At 48.4% G+C, this 18,522-nt stretch carries 21 protein-coding genes; 6 read left to right on the top strand and 15 right to left on the bottom strand.

Annotation, left to right across the window (positions count from 1 at the left end; all coding sequences use genetic code 11):
• The 4 genes from PLA01S_RS32765 to PLA01S_RS31520 form a co-directional block, all read right to left on the bottom strand.
• The coding region (locus PLA01S_RS32765) for an alpha-helical endospore appendage domain-containing protein (RefSeq protein WP_246060003.1) at window positions 1–1,599 on the bottom strand (1,599 nt) is incomplete at its 3' end.
• A gap of 38 nt (window positions 1,600–1,637) precedes the next feature.
• The gene (locus PLA01S_RS31530; RefSeq protein WP_127596680.1) at window positions 1,638–1,970 is read right to left on the bottom strand and encodes an alpha-helical endospore appendage domain-containing protein; all 333 of its coding nucleotides are present in this window, start codon (window positions 1,968–1,970) and stop codon (window positions 1,638–1,640) included.
• Window positions 1,963–2,190: a hypothetical protein gene (locus tag PLA01S_RS32215; RefSeq protein WP_164817557.1), complete on the bottom strand. Its 228-nt coding sequence runs from the start codon at window positions 2,188–2,190 to the stop codon at window positions 1,963–1,965. Before PLA01S_RS32215 ends, PLA01S_RS31530 begins: the two co-directional genes overlap by 8 nt.
• A 235-nt stretch (window positions 2,191–2,425) precedes the next feature.
• Window positions 2,426–2,752 (bottom strand): alpha-helical endospore appendage domain-containing protein, encoded by a 327-nt coding sequence (locus tag PLA01S_RS31520; RefSeq protein ID WP_127596674.1) that lies wholly within the window; start codon window positions 2,750–2,752, stop codon window positions 2,426–2,428.
• 225 nt (window positions 2,753–2,977) lie between these two features.
• On the opposite strand from PLA01S_RS31520, the gene PLA01S_RS31515 reads away from it, so the two are divergent.
• From PLA01S_RS31515 to PLA01S_RS31500, 4 genes are read left to right on the top strand one after another with little or no spacing between them, the layout of a single operon-like run.
• Window positions 2,978–4,087, top strand: a complete 1,110-nt coding sequence (locus PLA01S_RS31515; protein WP_127596670.1) for a glycosyltransferase — start codon at window positions 2,978–2,980, stop codon at window positions 4,085–4,087.
• Window positions 4,084–5,694, top strand: coding sequence for a glycosyltransferase (locus PLA01S_RS31510; RefSeq protein WP_127596667.1), 1,611 nt, complete (start codon window positions 4,084–4,086; stop codon window positions 5,692–5,694). Before PLA01S_RS31515 ends, PLA01S_RS31510 begins: the two co-directional genes overlap by 4 nt.
• 25 nt (window positions 5,695–5,719) lie before the next feature.
• Entirely contained in the window at window positions 5,720–6,580 is an 861-nt protein-coding gene (locus PLA01S_RS31505; protein WP_127596664.1) for a hypothetical protein, read from the top strand.
• Window position 6,581: 1 nt separating this feature from the next.
• Window positions 6,582–8,027: a methyltransferase domain-containing protein gene (locus tag PLA01S_RS31500; RefSeq protein ID WP_127596660.1), complete on the top strand. Its 1,446-nt coding sequence runs from the start codon at window positions 6,582–6,584 to the stop codon at window positions 8,025–8,027.
• A gap of 101 nt (window positions 8,028–8,128) precedes the next feature.
• Here PLA01S_RS31500 and PLA01S_RS31495 read toward each other — a convergent pair whose 3' ends face one another.
• The 6 genes from PLA01S_RS31495 to PLA01S_RS31470 all read right to left on the bottom strand — a co-directional run bounded on the left by PLA01S_RS31495 (window position 8,129) and on the right by PLA01S_RS31470 (window position 13,650).
• Window positions 8,129–10,264 (bottom strand): Ig-like domain-containing protein, encoded by a 2,136-nt coding sequence (locus PLA01S_RS31495; RefSeq protein ID WP_127596657.1) that lies wholly within the window; start codon window positions 10,262–10,264, stop codon window positions 8,129–8,131.
• Between the two features lie 209 nt (window positions 10,265–10,473).
• Window positions 10,474–11,058, bottom strand: coding sequence for a CDP-diacylglycerol--glycerol-3-phosphate 3-phosphatidyltransferase (pgsA, locus tag PLA01S_RS31490; RefSeq protein WP_127596654.1), 585 nt, complete (start codon window positions 11,056–11,058; stop codon window positions 10,474–10,476).
• A gap of 45 nt (window positions 11,059–11,103) precedes the next feature.
• Entirely contained in the window at window positions 11,104–11,529 is a 426-nt protein-coding gene (gene fosB, locus PLA01S_RS31485; protein WP_127596651.1) for a metallothiol transferase FosB, read from the bottom strand.
• Complete coding sequence (locus PLA01S_RS31480; protein WP_127596648.1) at window positions 11,510–12,223, bottom strand: HAD family hydrolase; 714 nt, start codon at window positions 12,221–12,223, stop codon at window positions 11,510–11,512. Before PLA01S_RS31480 ends, fosB begins: the two co-directional genes overlap by 20 nt.
• A gap of 17 nt (window positions 12,224–12,240) precedes the next feature.
• On the bottom strand, window positions 12,241–12,753 hold the full coding sequence (locus PLA01S_RS31475) for an 8-oxo-dGTP diphosphatase (protein ID WP_127596645.1): 513 nt from the start codon (window positions 12,751–12,753) through the stop codon (window positions 12,241–12,243).
• A gap of 162 nt (window positions 12,754–12,915) precedes the next feature.
• On the bottom strand, window positions 12,916–13,650 hold the full coding sequence (locus tag PLA01S_RS31470; RefSeq protein WP_127596643.1) for an RNA polymerase sigma factor: 735 nt from the start codon (window positions 13,648–13,650) through the stop codon (window positions 12,916–12,918).
• Between the two features lie 163 nt (window positions 13,651–13,813).
• Between PLA01S_RS31470 and clpP the strand changes: the two genes are divergently transcribed.
• Both clpP and PLA01S_RS31460 read left to right on the top strand, forming a co-directional pair.
• A complete protein-coding gene (gene clpP, locus PLA01S_RS31465) occupies window positions 13,814–14,410 on the top strand; it encodes an ATP-dependent Clp endopeptidase proteolytic subunit ClpP (RefSeq protein ID WP_015736473.1) in 597 nt (198 codons plus the stop codon).
• Window positions 14,411–14,480: 70 nt separating this feature from the next.
• Window positions 14,481–14,693 (top strand): hypothetical protein, encoded by a 213-nt coding sequence (locus PLA01S_RS31460; protein WP_127596640.1) that lies wholly within the window; start codon window positions 14,481–14,483, stop codon window positions 14,691–14,693.
• Window positions 14,694–14,719: 26 nt separating this feature from the next.
• On the opposite strand, the gene PLA01S_RS31455 is transcribed toward PLA01S_RS31460, so the two are convergent.
• From PLA01S_RS31455 to PLA01S_RS31435, 5 genes are all read right to left on the bottom strand, one after another.
• Window positions 14,720–15,637, bottom strand: a complete 918-nt coding sequence (locus PLA01S_RS31455; RefSeq protein WP_127596637.1) for a phosphotransferase family protein — start codon at window positions 15,635–15,637, stop codon at window positions 14,720–14,722.
• A gap of 30 nt (window positions 15,638–15,667) precedes the next feature.
• The gene (locus PLA01S_RS31450) at window positions 15,668–15,955 is read right to left on the bottom strand and encodes an antibiotic biosynthesis monooxygenase family protein (protein ID WP_127596634.1); all 288 of its coding nucleotides are present in this window, start codon (window positions 15,953–15,955) and stop codon (window positions 15,668–15,670) included.
• Between the two features lie 42 nt (window positions 15,956–15,997).
• The gene (locus tag PLA01S_RS31445) at window positions 15,998–16,351 is read right to left on the bottom strand and encodes a DUF952 domain-containing protein (protein WP_127596631.1); all 354 of its coding nucleotides are present in this window, start codon (window positions 16,349–16,351) and stop codon (window positions 15,998–16,000) included.
• A gap of 83 nt (window positions 16,352–16,434) precedes the next feature.
• Window positions 16,435–17,661, bottom strand: coding sequence for an Acg family FMN-binding oxidoreductase (locus PLA01S_RS31440; protein ID WP_127596629.1), 1,227 nt, complete (start codon window positions 17,659–17,661; stop codon window positions 16,435–16,437).
• A gap of 12 nt (window positions 17,662–17,673) precedes the next feature.
• Entirely contained in the window at window positions 17,674–18,282 is a 609-nt protein-coding gene (locus PLA01S_RS31435) for a TetR/AcrR family transcriptional regulator (protein WP_127596626.1), read from the bottom strand.
• Between the last annotated feature and the right edge of the window lie 240 nt (window positions 18,283–18,522).

Raw genomic sequence — 18,522 nt, 5'->3', positions numbered from 1 at the left:
TCCGGTTGTTCCTGTTACCCCTGTAGCTCCGGTTGTTCCGGTGGCCCCTGTTTCTCCCGTAGCTCCGGTAATTCCTGTGGCGCCCGTTGTACCTGTCGATCCTGTTTCTCCTGTTGCTCCGGTTGCTCCTACTTCCCCTGTCGGTCCTGTTACTCCCGTGGATCCTGCTGCACCTGTTACTCCCGTTGCACCGGTGGCTCCGGTGCTGCCGGTCGTTCCCGTGACGCCCGTCATACCGGTAGCTCCGGTGGCCCCTATTTCTCCTGGGTCTCCGGTTGGGCCTGTGGCACCGGTAGCTCCTCTCAATCCTGCAATACCTGTTGGCCCCGTTACACCTGTTGCTCCTGCTTCCCCTGTCGCGCCGGTGACTCCCGTTACCCCGGTTGCACCTGTTATTCCAGTGGCACCAGTCACTCCTATTGCACCTGTTACTCCCGGGTCTCCGGTTGGGCCTGTGGCACCGGTAGCGCCTGTCATTCCCGGCGCTCCGGTAAGTCCAGTTGGACCTGGTATCCCCGAAGTTCCCGTCGGACCGGTTGGCCCCGTTGCCCCAGTTGCTCCAGTTACACCTGTTACACCTGTTGCTCCAGTTGCACCTATCGCTCCCGTGACGCCCGTCATACCTGTAGCTCCGGTTACTCCTACTTCCCCTGTCAGTCCTGTTGCTCCAGTTGCACCAGTTACCCCGGTTGCTCCGGCAGCTCCTGCCTCCCCTGTCACGCCAGTTACACCTATAGCTCCGGTCGCCCCTGTTACTCCTGTGGCACCGGTAGCGCCTGTCACTCCCGGCGCTCCAGTAAGTCCTGTTGGACCTGGTATCCCCGGTGTTCCCATCGGACCGGTTGGCCCCATTGCCCCAATTGCTCCAGTTACACCTGTTGCTCCAGTTGCACCTATCGCTCCCGTGACGCCCGTCATACCTGTAGCTCCGGTTACTCCTACTTCCCCTGTCGGTCCTGTTGCTCCCGTCACTCCTGTAGTCCCAGTTGTTCCCGTTGCACCTGCCACTCCCGGGTCTCCGGTTGGGCCTGTGGCACCGGTAGCGCCTGTCATTCCCCGCGCTCCGGTAAGTCCAGTTGGACCTGGTATCCCCGGAGTTCCCGTCGGACCGGTTGGCCCTGTTACCCCTGTCGCGCCAGTTGGCCCCGTCGGACCGGTTGGGCCAGTTACACCCATCGCTCCCATGGAGCCTTTTGCCCCCCGCCGACCCCCTTCACCTGTAGCTCCTGTGGGACCTGTTCCTCCTGTCGGCCCGGTAGCTCCTCTTATTCCCGTTGCACCACAATACCAATCCGTTGGAGTAATCACGCCAGATAAGACGTTGTCCAATTTACACTGTAATAGCCACTGCTTTTTCGTTATTTCCTGAAGCGTATGCCTGACGCTTTCATTCACATTTAATAAGTCTTGAACCGTTGCAGGAGGGCCCGCTAACCCCGGCATCGTTCCAAGGACGTACTGAAGCTTTTCTCCCTCCGCATTCATCACATGGCTTAACCCTAACTCCTCCATCGCAATGGAAGTGAGTAAGTGATTTATGGCTTGGTCCTTTGACATAAAGGGAGCAGGAGTGACTTTAGACCGGTTATCTTCAGGCATTCAGCACCTCCGCCGCTCGTATGCAAGCCTCAGTTATTTCAGGTACTGTGCGTATGCATACTGTTATTCTCCAAGGCGCCCAGCATATTACTGAACTTCATGTGCAGCATCACTTCCCTCAACAGCACATCCTCCATCATTTTTCGAACCGAATCTTGAATGACGAATAAATCATGAACGGAGATAACCTCTGACATTTTCAGCGCAGGGTGCAAAGTCCCCGCCACATATTGAATTTTCTCGGCTTCTGCGTTAACGATATGAGCCAATGCCATCTCCTCTATAGCGATTGTAGAGAGCAGGTGCATGATCGTATGACTTCGCTCTCTCCTAGCAATGGATTCGGGGTTGGACGAATGGGCTTTAGACATTCATCTCACCGCCTTCATCTTTATTGTTGTCTTGGATTTTGCTGGGCGAATACACGGTTCTAAGCAGATAGGGCGGCGAAGGAAAAGGGGAACGTTTCGTAGACTGAGCATTCCGCAAATGCTGGCTCAGCAGCGGATCGATCTTGCCTGTCATTTGTATAGAGAGCAGCAGCGTATGTATTCTGACGGGATTCCACCGAACCCGATCTTCCTTATTCAACCGAGGTAGACCTATATTTACTTTCTGCTGATAGAGATATAGAAACTGAGAAACGGCGTGAGCGTCCGAAGATGGATGTAAACGAGCATTTTCGCTTTTCATTATCAGCTGCCGAAGGTCGTTTACGGAATTCAAGAATCGTTGGAATGACTGATGAAGCTCCAATAGCGATGGAAAAAGCACCGTTGCGAGCGTATGGCTAAGTTCATTCTCCAGTGTCTGCTTCATCCTGCCCCTATTCCCCATCATTGCAATCGTCCCAGCCATGTCCGGAGTCATTGAGTTCCATGACATTTTCCAATTTTCGCAGCAACAACCATTCCTTCATCACAATCACATCCAGCAACTGGGTCACCTGGCCACTCAGTTTAATGAGGTCCGCATGGGAAGGCTCAACCGATAGGCTGTGTGGATGACCCACAAAAGCCTGAATTTTCTCGGCTTCGGCATGAAGCAAATGGGCAATCGCGTTTTCCTCCATCGCAATCGATTTTAACAAATCGATGACTACCTCTTCTTTGGTCGGCCTGAAACTCTCTTCGGGAATCTGCGGCATGCTCATGCTTAAGCCCCTCCTCGTGGAATGATTACTGTGCATGAAGTGAATGTGATCCCAGAATAATCTATCCCCATTTATTATTTAGAATATTGAGCTAACAACGGCGATATTCGTCATTTCTGAATAGGGCGGCTTCTAATTGAGGATACCCGGTTCATTTCGTAAGCTGACTTGAATATATATCTGGCATATTCTTATGAATCAAAATCATACATGGGGGTAATTTCATTGAACACTATTAGTCTATGCATGATCGTAAAAAACGAGGAACTCGTTTTAAACCGCTGTTTATCCTGTGTTGCCGACATCGTGGATGAGATTATTATTGTTGATACAGGCTCAACCGATCGCACAAAAGAAATCGCTCAATCCTTTACGGAATCCATCTATGATTTTGAGTGGATTGACGATTTCTCGGCTGCGCGAAATTTTGCTTTTAGTAAGGCTACCCAGGACTATATCTTATGGCTCGATGCTGACGATATCCTGCTGGAAGAAGACCAGCTCAAGTTAAAAGTGCTTAAAGAAACCCTTACGTCCGGCATTGATTCCGTTACCATGCTCTACCATTTAAGTTCAGACGAATTTGGCAATGTCACCTTCAGTCTCCGGCGCAACCGTCTTGTGAAGCGAATCAGGGGCTTCCGGTGGATTGGACCCGTTCATGAGTATTTAGAGGTCTATGGCAATATCATGAATAGCGATGTAGCGGTTACCCATCTCAGCTCGAAGCATGATCCCGATACCGGCCGAAATCTTAGAATCTACGAGAAACGTGCGGCCGCTGGCGAATCGTTCACGCCACGAGATTTATTCTATTATGCGAATGAATTAAAGGATCACGGCCAATTCGAGAAGGCTATTGATTATTACGAACAATTTTTACATACGGAAAAAGGTTGGATTGAGGATATACTCACCGCCTGCAGCAGGCTATCCGATTGCCATCACGAGCTCGGAAACGGGCAAGCCTCTTTTGAATCCTCTATCAGATCCCTGCATTATGCGCCACCACGGTCAGAATTCTGCTGCCGCATCGGTTACCATTTTTTCGTAAAAAACAACTACGATACGGCCATCTACTGGTATAAACTGGCGACCGAGCTTGAACTGCCTTCGGATTACATGGGATTTCACAATCCCTCCTTCTCCACCTGGCTGCCTCACCTGCAATTGGCCGTTTGTTACGACCGGATCGGAGCTCATGCTCTTGCGAATCAGCATAATGAGAAGGCGCTTGTCTATCGCCCAGGTGATGAGACGATGCTGGCTAACCAAGAATATTTTCGAAACAAGCTGCAGGAGCTCCAAAGCGACCAAGAGAGGCCGAGCTTATGAAAGCCAAGGAACGCAGACGTGTTCTGATCGGCAGTCCTGTAAGACAGAAGCCTGAAATCCTGAGCCATTTTCTGGCTTCATTACTCCGGTTGAAACACGATCATCTGGATGTAAGCTACTTCTTTGTTGATGATAACAACGATGAGTTATCCAGCGCACAATTGAGCCGATTTATGAAGGAGACAAACCATGTTATTATCCATAGCGCTCAAAGCCAAGACGATTACGATTATATCCGCAACGAGACAACCCATTATTGGAATGATTCGTTAATTTGGAAAGTAGCTGATTATAAGAACAAAATCATTCAATACGCGCTTGATTTACATTATGACTATTTGTTTCTCGTTGATTCGGATCTGCTGTTAGCACCCCAAACATTGAGCCATCTCATCGCAACCAATAAAGAAATCATCTCGGAAATTTTCTGGACACGTTGGCAGCCAGACTCACGGCCCCAACCCCAGGTGTGGCTCAAAGATGAATATATGCAATACGAACAAAGCCCAGGCGAAACGTTGGATGAAGCACAGAAGGAGCAACGTTACCAGCAGTTTGTGAGCCGGTTAATGGAGCCGGGAGTATATGAAGTGGGCGGTCTCGGAGCTTGCACTTTAATCCATCGCCAGGCACTCGTGCGTGGAGTTAACTATAAACGAATCTACAACTTATCCTTTTGGGGAGAGGATCGGCATTTCAGCATCCGGGCAGCCGCGCTTGGCTATACCTTATATGTAGATACTCACTATCCGGCCTATCACATTTACCGTGAAAGTGACCTTCACAATGCCAAGCTGTTTCTGCAGGCGACAGAGGAGATTTCGTCCATCCCTGAGGTTACGCTTAGTCAATTTGAAGAGCATGAGGAGAACTGCCTTAGCCAAGTTATTGCTGCTACTGGTACTGCACGCCCATCACTCACCCTTACGATCGTACTGCGGAATGAGGGAAACCGCTATTTGCGGCAAGCACTTGAACAGCATCGCCGCTATATTGATCAAGCCGTTATTATTGATGATGCCAGCACGGATAACACGCTCGATGTATGTATGGAAACATTGAAGGGAATTCCGCTGCGACTGATCCGCAACGAGTCCTCCCTGTTTCACAATGAAATCGAGCTCCGTAAACTACAGTGGCGCGAAACCTTGAACATTCATCCGGAATGGGTCCTGAATCTGGATGCAGACGAATGGTTCGAATCCTCCTTTGTGGGCGAGCTTCCCCTCATGCTTGAACAACAAGAATTCGATTTGTTTTGCTTCCGGCTCTATGACTTCTGGAACGAAACCCATTACCGGGATGATGAATACTGGAGCTCACATAAAACCTATCGCCCTTTTCTTCTTCGTTACCGGCCCGAGGTGAATTATTTCTGGAAAGAGACGGCTCAGCACTGTGGGAGGTTCCCTGCAAATGTGTTCGAACTTCCACATCATCTGTCCGCCATTCGTCTTAAACATTACGGGTGGGCCAAACCGGAATACAGGCTTGAGAAACACATGCGCTATCAGTTGCTTGATCCTGAAGCGAAATTCGGCTGGAGGGAACAGTACGACTCCATCCTGGATGAGTCACCTGCACTGGTTGAATGGGTAGAATCATGAGTACCGGAGGCAAGGAGCGATGGACATGAGGATCATTCATACACTGCCATTATTCATTCGGGAGAGCTCACGCGAGAACGATTTATATATGGCAAGCCTGGCGCTGAGCAGTCTCCAGCGCTCCCAAGATCATGTGACGGTTCTGTTTAATCAAGGGTGCCTTACGAATGAAGAACTGCACGATTGGCTGCAAACACAAGGCATATCCGGTATTATTCGCGGGAGCGGAACTAATATAGGCATCGCTGCAGCCAGGCAAGCATGTTTTGAATTTATATGGGAGCACTTTCCGGAAATCGAATACTTATCTGAAATTCATGTCGATATGATATTTCCTCCGAACTGGTACGTCCCCCTCCTTCGCTATCTGGAGCGTACAGACGAGCCTATGGTTTCACCCGGTATCGTTACTTCAAACGGGGAACTACAGCCGCTAAGAGAGTATATTCTTCTGCCGGATACACCGGATAGGATCAGCGAAATGCTCCAGCGGCTCCCAAGAGAAGGAACGACAGATGGATTCGTACATCCGGTCGTTCACCGTGCGGGGATTCTGCGTGAGATTGGCGGGTATGATCCCCGTTTCCTATCTGGCAAGCAAGGATATGAGGATGATAGCCTGCTGCTGGGCATGCGTTATTACATGGGAACGCGAACGAAATGGAGGCCGAAGTGCTGCCTGGAATCCTGGGTATACCACGCAACGATGGCGCAGCGCATGTCGCTTCCGGATAAAGCTATTGATTTTTCCATGAACGAAGACGGCTTGTTTCATCAATATGGGGCCTATGGATTAAGAGAACTTGCTGATATTCACAATGGCTCCGAGGGATTCCTCCAGCTGTTTCGCAAATATACGCCAGACCTCAAAGGAGTGAGCAGATAATATGCGACAGGATGAGCAGCAGAAACAGATATGGGATCAGCTATGGTCCCGGGAGGTATCCTATCACTGGGATTCATTGAGCCAAACCATATACGATAAGATCATGGAGGTATCAGGAGGCATTCAGGGGAAACGCATCCTTGAGGCTGGTTCCGGGACAGGCAAGATTTCGCTTCGTCTGGCGGCTGAGCATGCAGAAGTAACTTTAGTCGATTATTCCGAGAATGCCCTGCACAACAGCCGAAGCGCATTTTATAAGGCCAAGGTTCCAGGCACCTTTGTTCTCTCTGACATAAGGGAAATGCAGCTTCCTGACCAGCAATTCGATATTACCTGGAATGCAGGTGTACTTGAGCATTTTGAAGAAGACGGGCAGATCACGATTTTAAGGGAAATGATGCGGGTCACCAGACCGGGAGGAACGATTATGGTCCTCACCCCTTTTGCGGAGTGTTTGCCGTACCGTGTAGGTAAAGAAGCCGCTGAACAGCTCGGCACCTGGATGTACGGTATGGAGCACCCAGCCTTTTCTTTCAAGGATCCATTTGAGCGATGCGGAATAACGTTCGTTGAGGAGAGCAGTATCGGATTCTTGGACAGTCTGGATTTCCTGGATTTTATCCGGGGTTCCCAGACCGTCAAGCATTGGCTGACGATGTGGTATCATGGACTCCCGGAACAAGAGAAGCGCAATGTGCCTGGATACTTGCTCGTCAGCGTTGGAATGGTGGGACCGTTACCCGAGCCTGCCGTGAGTCAATGGAATCAACCCCTTCATCATTGGCGATCGCCTGAAGAGAAACTGTCCCGTGCCCAAACGATCATCTCCTCCTATCATGCCAAGCGGAATGAGAGCCACTACTTGTCTGTTTACAAGGATGAGGAAGCCAGCTACTGGTTTCCGCTGCTCTCCACTTTGGACTCGTTGCTTGTAAACCGAGGCACCAGGGTGCTGGATATTGGTGCAGCTTACGGTACACTCTTGATGTACAGCGTTCTGTCCGGAGCCCAAGCATACGGTCTGGATCGAATCGCGGATTATTGGTCCGTGGAGCTGGAACAAGATTATGGGATCCAATGGAGCCAATGCAATATTGAAGCTGAGGATATTCCGCGAAGCGAACGATACGATGTCGTTCTGTTTACGGAAGTGCTTGAGCATATGAACTACAATCCCATACCGGTCCTCCGCAAAATACATGAAAGATTGATGCCAGGCGGAAGCCTGCTCATCTCCACACCATGGAAACGATACTTTGCTCCTGCTCATTCCGATCCGGACCTCCTCAATATGCCTTACTACCAAACCGGCGACGGATTTATCGATGCAGAGATGAAATATTATACGATTGACGAATTGTATGTACTATCGGAAGCGGCGGATTTTCATGTGAAATCGCTAGACGTATTTAATGGACATCTGCTTGCCCAGTTTCTTAAAAAATAGCAGCTTGGCATTTTGACCTCCCGCATTAATTCCTGAACTTCTCTTAAAAAAAACAGCAGCCCGGCTCTTCTAAAGAGCCGGGCTGCTGCTATTTATTGGATCTATTTGACGGAGACGGTGATGGATACGGTCTTTGAATCGTACTGCCCTTTAATGCGGGCGGTTCCCTTCGCGATCGCTTCAATACGTCCGTTCGTTACTTTGGCAACGCTGGAGTTACTGGTTGTCCAAACAGCGGTGTCTCCGACATTTGTTTTCGCGCCGGTATCGAATTCAGCTGTAACCGTTACAGTCTTAACGTCACCGGGCTTCAGGTTCAGTTTCTTCTCGCTTGCCGTCAATTTCTTCAATTTCGGAACTACGTTTACCTTGACTGTAACCTCTTTGCCTTGGTAAGAACCCGTAATCGTAGCCGTTCCCTCGGCAACCGCTTTAACAGACGTTTTGGATACCGTCACAATCGCACTGTCCGATGAGCTCCAATTCATCTTGGAGGAGAGCGAAACCGTCTTGCCGTTACTGTAATAGCCTGTAACTTTGATCGATTTGGATTTCTTGATGTTGAGATCGATTTTCTCGGGCTCTACAACGATCTTGACAACTTCCTGTTCAACCACGACCGGAATCTTGATGTCTTTATTCAGATAAGTTCCTTTCAGTGTTGTCGAGCCTTTGGTTAATCCCTTAAGTGTACCGTCCTTAATGACAGCTGCCGAGCCCGTCAGTGACCATTCAACGGAAGAAGTCACATCGCTCTCCGTGCCATCTTCAAATACAGCATTTACTTTCGGCAGCGCAATGCTTCTGCCCATAACCAGCTGATACTCTTCTACATCCGGCAGCAGCACCAGCACTTTTTCATTGACGGTAACCGGCACCGTCGCTACTTCTCTGGAGCCGATCTTACCGGTGATTGTTGCTGTACTGGCTTCAATGGCTTTGATTTTGCCGTCTTCGGTCGTTACCACTTTCTCATCGCTGGAAGTCCAGATAACCGCGCTGCTGAAATCCTCTTTCTCGTCGTCCAGAAGCGTTCCCGTCACTTTAGGGAAGGATTTGGATTCGCCTTTGAGCACGTCCACTTCCGTTTCGGCTGCCTCAAACTTGGTCACGGTCGGATATACTTTTACCGTGAATTCTTTGCTGATTCCCAAGTAACTCACTTTGATGGTGGAAGTTCCCGAAGCTCTCGCTGTAATCACGCCACCATTAACGGATACGGCCAGCGGGTTGGATGAGGTCCATTCCCCGGTCACGTCAATGGATTGCGAAGCCGCGTTGCGAACCTTGGCTTGTACCGTAATCGAATCATTCATAAACAGAACCGGATTCTTGACGAAATCCGTCTGATCCAGAATCAAAGCTTCATAAGGATTGCGCACATACACATCCACTTTGGCCGTTGAACCCAGATAGCTCACGCTGATCGTAGATTTACCCAACGCAACCGGTTTTAGCTTGCCATCCTCAATCGTAGCTACGGAGGAATTGGACGATTTCAGCTCTACCTTGTCCGTTACGTCCATACCTGCATCGGTCTCCGACTGCTTGGCAAAGACTTTCAGCTCAACAGGAGCATCGCCAACTAAGAGCTCCTGATCCTCGCCCGGCACGATCGCAAGCTTTTGGTAAGGCGCAACGACTTTAACCGTAAAAGAAGCCTTAAGCCCTTTGTATTCCGCAGTCACGGTTGCGCTTCCCAAACCTACAAGGGTCAGTTCGCCTTTGCTTACTTTTACTACGCTGTCATCGGAAGTGGTCCACTTCGCTTCCGTGGTGACGTCGTTCGTTCCGTCAGCCAACGCTTTAACGGTTAGACCTTCCGTTCCAAGCTTATGTTCCACTTTATCCGGTTGATCCAGTTTAAACTCATCAATTGCAAATTTGACATCGACATCAATCGTTTTGATCGCGCCTTTGTATTTTGCCGTAATTCGAGCCGTACCTTTCTCCAGTGGAATAATCAGTCCACCGTCAACCTTTACGATTCTTGTGTTGGACGAAGTCCACGTCGACTCATTGGTTACATCCTTCTTCGTAGAAGAGCCTTCAATGTTAGCCAATACGCGAAGTTGTTCCGTTGTTTCATTAACGGTTAAGTAAATTTTGCTCTCGTTCGTATCAAATTCAATCGACGTTACGTCCCCGGAGGCGGCGAATACGCTGGTTGGAAAAACCATCGCCAACATCATCACAACGACAAGAAAGATCTTCGTTGTCTTTCTGTTTAAGCTCATTTATTTCTCTCCTTTGTACCTTCTGTCTCTCAGGCTTTTTTTCAGTCTATCTCTATATCGACAATCCCGGATTAAATCGTTACCTTCCGACGCCAAAATAGGCACAAAGTAGGATAATTTCCCAGCTCCGAATCGCGGAAAAATTCCGGCGTGATGAAATGGACAGCTGCCCCTATCAGTCTAAACCCGGGTAATGGTCATCCTGCTTATCAGTTCAATTTTATGAGTTTATAATTGTTCAACAGATAATGGATGCCCGAGTAAATCGTCAAGGCTACTGCTGCAAGCATGAGAAATTCATCCACTTGAATCATCGTGATGAGCTGAAACGGATAATTATCCAGCAATACCGCTGCAATGGCTATCACCTGAAGCACCATTTTCCATTTGCCTAGACTGTCAGCGGACAAAGCGATTCCCTGCTCAGATGCGACCATCCTAAGCCCAGTGATTACAAATTCCCGCGCAATAATGGCAACGGCTATCCATGTCGCAACCATCCCAGACTGAACCATCATGATTAAGGCCACCGATATGAGCAGTTTATCCGCGAGCGGGTCCAGCAATTTTCCAAGATTCGTGATTTGATTGTATTTCCTCGCGATGTAACCGTCCAGCTTGTCCGTAGCCGAAGCAAGAAGGAATACGCCCAGCGCGATATAAATTCCATAAACATGAATAAATCCGAAGAAGCCGCTATTCTCGGTCAACCATAATGGATACTCAGCAAAAAAAAGAATAAATAATGGAATCAACAATATTCTGGCTATCGTAATTTTGTTGGCAAGGTTCATCAGCTCATCTCCTCGATCTGCAATTGGAGTCGTTCGTTCCCCTAACTATTCTGCATCATAAAAGGTCATATGCTCTTTATCCGCGCGGTAATAATCCAGCCTGTCTTTCAAACCGCCCGTGTGAAACTCAAACATATGGCCATCCGGATCCAGGAAGTAGATCGACTTCTTATCCTTCTCATCCCTTGCCCTACTCGGCAGAATCTCCACCTGGAGCGCTTGCAGACGAAGCAGCGTCGTTTCATACTCATCCTCTTCCATAGTAAAGGCAATATGCGTATACGTTCTATTCGCGGTGCTTCTGTCGACCTGTTCTTCATTTAAAGCAATCCACAGTCCGTTCAAATCGAAATAAGCCAGCTTTCTCCCCTTGACCAGAAGTTTGGCTTCAAACACGTCCCTGTAAAAAGCGATGGACCTTTCCAACTCCGAAACAGAAAAGCAAAGATGGTTAATGGCTTGCAGGTTCATTGTTAGGCGACTCCATTTCATTAAAAGGTTCGATGATGTCCAGCACATGCAGCGGTTGATGGATCTTCTCATACTCGCTCTCAAGGTATGTATTGAACCAATAGGCGTGATATGGCGTAAGACCGGCATTGCTGGCGCCCCTCAGTTCGTCTGAACCGCCATCCCCGATAAACAGAGATTCCTGCGGTGTCACGGATAATCGGTTACAAGCCAATCGATAGATTTCGGCATTCGGCTTGGCTACCCCAACCTCATAAGAGAAGATGACTTCATCGAAGTAGGGTGCCAATCCGCTCTGACCAAAAGAGATCACCTCTTCTTCCGAGCAATTGCTGATCAGGCCCAGCTTCAATCCTCGTTTACGCAAAAGGTCCAGCATCTCATAGATTTCCGGTGGGATGGCGCTGAAAGGGATTGTCTTCTCGCTTACTCTCGATTGGTAGAGAAACTCGACGCGTTCCTCATGATAGGGCAAACTTCGGGACTCCAGAATATCCCGGATAACCGCGTGATAACTGGGAAAATGCCCATTCATTCTTCGCTCAAACCGGATACGCCACTCCCGTTTAAACTCCGCTTCCGATAGCCCGAGACCATTCAAATAATCATAAGACCTCTTGGATATCCGCTTACCCTTTTCGAACTCCGTAATTAACGTCTCGTACAAATCGAAGAACACCGCTCTGACCATCATAAACACAGCTCCCTTCGTTAATCAACGACACCTGCCGCCTGAGGCATTTTAGCCGGATACTGCTTGATTGTTTCATCCAGAACAATCCCCGTCTTCTCATCCCATATCTCGCTTAATTCAAATGTGCCTTCTTCAAAAAACAAGGGGAACCGGCGCTTAAACCAATCCTGCATGGGCAGTTTCAATGCCTCTTCAAGGTCCACCCATACCAGTTCGCCTTCGGGGGGATTCTCCAGCAACTCCCCTTCAAAAGAAGTGGCCAAATAATTAAACACCATATACCGAAGACCTGTATTCGGTTCACACGATTCCTCGAGACCCTTATAGATAATGTCCTTCACAATCAAACCGGTTTCTTCCCGAACCTCCCGAATCGCTCCGTTCACAATGCTTTCCGGAAAATCCACTTTGCCGCCGGGCGCAATATAACCGGGAAATCCTTTGGCATCCGGTCTATTCATCAGCAGGATTCTGCTTCCGTCTTGGATCATGCACATGGTGTACAACTTCACTTCGATCTGCAACCTCATCCCTCATTCCTACGGTTCCTACGTGGTTATAGTATACAACCAGAAACGCTGGATGACGATATGATGAACGGAGATTCATGTCTTCTGCTTAAAAAAAGACCCGAGCAGCTTCTGCTCCGGCCTTTCCGGTAAGTGTATGATCAGCCTTGTCGAATCTCCGCTTTACGCGGCCATTCTCATGTCGGACGAATATCCGCCATACATCATATAACTTGCGCTCGGGGTTTGAACCTGCATCGGAACCATGCAACCGATGGCAGATGCTTCACTGCTATTCCATTGAATAAGTCTTACGACTGCTTCAACATCCCCGGATTGGTAAGCCTCAGCCAATGCCCGAAGATTCAGCGTCATTTCCTCCTCTTCCGGCATGGTCAAGATAAGTTCCTCTTCTTCTGGATCCAGCGATTGCAGCACTTTGTGAGCACGATGTAGAGCCGCTTTCACCGCTCCCTCCGTCGTTTTCAGTTTAACCGCGGTTTCCGAAACCGAATATTCATACACTTCACGAAGCAGCAGCACCGTTCGCTGCAGGGGCGACAAGTGTTCCAGCAGCCATTGAAAAGCGAACTCGATGTTCAGTTTGCTGTCCTCGTTCGACGTTTCTTCCCTAGGCAAAACTTGTTCCAGCTTCTCATCCAGAATTCGTCTATAGGTCTGATCCCGGCGGACCCGGTCAATCCATGTATTCTTGGCAATCCGAAGCAGCAGCGCTTCGGGATTAACATGGCTCCGCTGCTTTATATGCTCCAGTGCCTTGATCCAAGTGTCCTGCACCAGATCATCGGAATCCCATGAGGAGTTTGTAAGGGACAGACAATATCTGTGCAGGGTAGCATTCATTTCCTCCAGGCTCAGATCAGCCGGAGGGGTGACGCTCGGTCGATATATCGTCATCGGAAACCAACTCCTTTCCTAACCTCAGTAAGATATCTTATAGGTAAACGAACGAAGTTATCTTTTCGTTACTTTGATTGTCGAAAATTTTATTTCGTGGTTTCTGCGTATCTTTTGCGGCTGCTTCTTCGTTTACTTGCTGAAACCAGAAAACCTAACGAATATGGAGGATGAAACCATGAATATTGTTCCTTATGTTGTTGAACAAACCAACCGGGGCGAACGATCTTACGATATTTATTCCAGATTGCTGAAGGATCGGATCGTGTTTGTGGGTGCAGCCATCGATGACGCCATCGCTAACAGTATTATTGCACAGCTGCTGTTTCTGGCGGCTGAGGATCCTGAGAAGGATATCCACATGTACATTAATAGTCCGGGCGGCTCTGTTTCTGCGGGCTTTGGCATTTACGATACCATGCAGATTATCAAACCTCAAGTTAATACCATTTGCACGGGCTTCGCCGCTTCTTACGGCGCGATCCTGCTGCTGGCGGGGGCCAAAGGCAAACGCCTTGCGCTGCCGAACAGCGAGATCATGATCCATCAGCCGCTGGGTGGTGTACAGGGTCAGGCCACCGATATTGCCATTACGGCTAAACGCATCTTGAAAACCCGCGAGAAGCTGGCGCACATTATATCCGAGCGGACAGGTCAATCGGTCGAACGCGTCGAAAAGGATATGGAGCGGGATTATTTTATGTCGGCAGAAGAAGCGAAGGAATACGGGATCATTGACGATATCGTCACGAAACTGTGACGCTAATCGAAATCATGTCCAACACCGCTAGCCCCGATACTATATTTTATTCACTAGGAGTGAACCATGTATGCTGAAAAGTTTGCTGAACCAGGAAGTGAGCATTTATTTTACGGATGGAAGTTATGTGCGAAGCGGCACGCTGGAGGAAGTAGGCGAACAATTCATCCGGTACAAGGATGAATACGAGATGCTGTATATACCGTTAACCGCAATCCGTTACGTTTCGGTGAATACCAAGGAACGAGACAAACCGAAGGTCGGCTTCACGCCAACTTCCTGATGGATAACAAGAACCGCATGGGCAACTTAGCTCATGCGGTTTTCGTTTGTATCGCTATTTATTTTGTCTAATATGAACGAGAACATTCGCTGTTTGCAGACATCGTTCTGCTCCCTCTGGTGAAAGCCGATAAATTGCAGGGCATGAATAATGGAGTAGAAATCAATCAGCGCCCGCTGCTCTCGGTTCGCTCCCCAATGCCTGCATAACGCCTCCACGTAGGGCAATCCCTGATCTCCAATATCAGAGATCACCGCCGTTTGGGTGAGGGCGATCATGTACAGCGGATCCCCGTAGCAGACCCAGTCGAAATCAACGATGCCCTGAAGCTTGCCTTCGGCTACAATGACATTCTTGATCGTAAGATCATCAAGGAAACAGACAGGCTCCACTTGGTTGAAATAAGGCTTGTAACGCTGATTCATTGTTTGCAATTGGACAATGGTTTCCGGAGTAACATCGTCGATAATGTGATCTATATGATTGCCGAAATCACGATCTATGATCTCTGTCCAAGATGAAAAAGGGCCCTGCTCCCCGATCGGAACCCATCCGAATCCGGTGCCCCTCGGAAGCTCTGACACTCTGCGCTGGTATGAAATGATCTGTTTGGCAAGTTCAGCCAATTGTTCACGCGTCATTCCCTCCAGCTCATATCGGAGGTCCCGTCCGGGAAAGTGCTCCAGTATCATATAAGCAAAGGGGACCTTTTCCAAGGATACATCCGTTCGGATCACGTTCGGTACCGGCAAACCTAATGAAGAGAGAATCGCAATATTGTCCGCTGTATGCTTCAGGACGCCGGGCTTGTGATTGGTTCTGAGAATGATTTGTTCGTCTGAAAATGTCACTCTGTATACCTGATTGGTATGGCCAAATGACATGCGTTCGATCTTTAGCGGCGGACTGCCGTAAACCTCCGTTATAAGATCCCCCAGGTTCATCTCCACCACCTGCCTTAACGGTTGCTTTATTTATACATCTTCAAAATGTTCAACGACGGGGAATGGATCGTAAAAGTGATGCAGTAATTCTTTCCATTCCTGATATTCGGCGGATCCCCTAAAACCTATCGTGTGGTCCTCCAGTGTCTCCCATTTCACCATTAGAATGTATTTGTGTGTATCCTCCAAACACCGCTTTAACTCATGATGGATATAACCCTCCATCTTGGATATGATTCCTGAGGCGACTTGGAAATTGCGTTCAAAATCTGCCGTAAGTCCTGGTTTCACCTGCAGCATGGCCACTTCGAGTATCATTGCATTCCCTCCTTGTTGTAAGGCTAATATTTATATCACGTTCTATCCACTATATTCAAGCTCGGTAGAAGCCTGAAAAGTAAATACCCCCTCTTCATCCGGCTCAAGACGATACACCTTCTGGACGGCATTCAGGTTCAGCCCTCCATAAATATGCGGGTACAATTGGTTCATCTCATATAAGTCCTCATATACAATCTCCGCATCCACCTGATCTTCCTGAATACCCAATACCAATAGATCCGTCCTGCCTGAGTAGAACGTATTGGCTACTCCGCCGACTTGCTCCTCTGTGGAGCAGTGGATGAATCGGTCCGTCTCTAAGCTCGGCGGCTCGTACAATCTATGCTCTCGTGCTGCCATCCAGACTTCCTTAGAAATTATATGATAGATCATGCCGTCCGTTCCCCCAGTCGCTTATATTTCATATATCTTGACACACTTGAGATAAAAAAACCACACCCGCTTAGAAAGTACATTTACTTTATGATGACATCCTTAAGGTCACGGCGGGGACTGGGATAAACCGAGGTCAAAGGATAACCGATACGAAACAGGAATACTGGCTCCCCATCCAAGGTATCTGTTAATTCTGTAAGCTGTCGGCCAAAAGGTCGATTCGTGCTCCCAAGCTGCAGCTCCCGGTCTCTCATCTCCATAGGCTGATTCAATGGATGCAATGCCAAGCCCTCCGCTGTCCCTTTCAGATGAAGCCTCTGCCAGAAACGTCCCGCCTTTACCCGATCCACCGGATTGTGCAGGTCCGCAGTCGTGAGCAATCCATAGGCAGCTGCCGTTTGAACATGTGTTTGTCGCGTAGATTTCAGCCAGAACTGATTCGCACTGTCGTGAGAAACACTTGGCAGCATTTTCCCAGCCGCCCGGACCAATGCCGGTCCAGCCTGAGCATCTAATGTCAGCCCGTCCCGATTCTTCTGTAGCTCATCCCAATTCCCGCGAAACCAACGGTTGCTATCATAGCTCATCTCGTCATCCGCGATGATAGCCTCAGTTGCCCTAATCACTAACTCTCCTGCTCTGCTCTTCTCATCGTTTGTAGTCAGCCAGGTCAGTGTTACATTCGGTAGGTCATTTCCAAGCATGCTCATCTGCTGCAACGTTTCAGAAGCTACCACGCGGTCCGTATCATAGGCACCCCGATGCGTATGCCTCCCAGATATGGCCTGATAAAGGGACGAATTCGTTTTCTTACCTGAGGAATTCAGCTGTACATTCGCGATATAACCTGTGTCTAGAGGATCTGGAAAATAGGTCAGCTTCGGAACATACCCTTTCGCGGTGGCTGCTTGCATCAGATTCTCCAGCGCACAACCAAGTCCCATATGCATTTCTCTTAACAAGGGATCCATCGTTCCGAGGGTGCGTGTAAGATCGGCGTAAAGCTCAATAGAAGTCTCTGACACCCTAAACAACCAAGGTTGCGTGTTATGAGGATTGGATGCAAGCGTAGCTGCATGAACTAAAGCCATGGGCTCAGATAGGGAGGAAGCTTCATCAAGTGACCATAACTCATAAGCAGGTCCCTTCCCCGTGCTGAATACTCCTTGATTGACCGCCCTCCACAACAATCCACCAAAAGAAATGGCAAGAAAAGAGGCACCCGCTTTTTTAAGAAAATCTCTTCTGGATGAGTTTGACGTCATCAGCTTGTCGGCTAAGCCGGGTTCCTTCCCGATTTTCTTCATTTGTTATCCCCCTTAAGTTTTAGTTGCGTCATTCACCGCGGGCATAAAGGGATGAAGTACGGACAGAATCAATGCAATTCCCTGTTCGATCTGGCTTTCATCGGCCCCTACACCACCACTTTCGAGATAAGACAACCAGTAGTTGCTAATAATCCAGCAGGATGTCAATAAGGATTCCATATCTACGGACTCAGGTATTTGGAAGACCCCGGCATCCACAAATACTTTAAAGAACTGCTGCAACTCGCCTATCCGCTGCGTCTGGATTTGTTGATGAACAACTTTCAGTTCCGGATCCGCTCTCATCAAAGGAATAAGTTCACGGTAAAAGAAACGATATTTGAGCTGAAGCTGAAGGTTAAGCCGGATAATATCCTCAAGATCGCCCAGGGAAGGCATATAGTCCTCCTTGGAAGAGAGCCACACCCGATCCCAATCCGCAATCATTACCTGAAGAATAGCGCGGATAATATCTTCCTTATTCTGATAATGATAGTAAAGGTTTCCTGGACTGATCCCGATTTCACTAGCTATCCGATTCGTGGAAACAGCGCCCGTTCCATACTCGTTAAATAAATCGATAGCTGCCTGAATGATTCTATCCTTGGTTTTGGAGCCCATGATGGTTCACACTTCCTCCATAAAAAAAATAGAGTATTTACTCTAAATCCATTTTAGAGTAAATACTCTATAATTGCAAGTCAATCACATAAAAAGAAGACATCATGAATGATGTCTCCAGGCTGTCGAGAAAGTCTCGACAGCTATTTTTTATATATTTAATTCAACACGACACCGCGTTAATATTATATAATATTAGTAAATAAACCGTTCGGAAGGGTGTTAAATATGTTGCGTTCT

The sequence above is a fragment of the Paenibacillus lautus NBRC 15380 genome (assembly GCF_004000945.1).
Classification (GTDB): Bacteria; Bacillota; Bacilli; order Paenibacillales; family Paenibacillaceae; genus Paenibacillus_AQ; species Paenibacillus_AQ lautus.
This window is presented reverse-complemented; position numbering and strand designations above follow the sequence as displayed.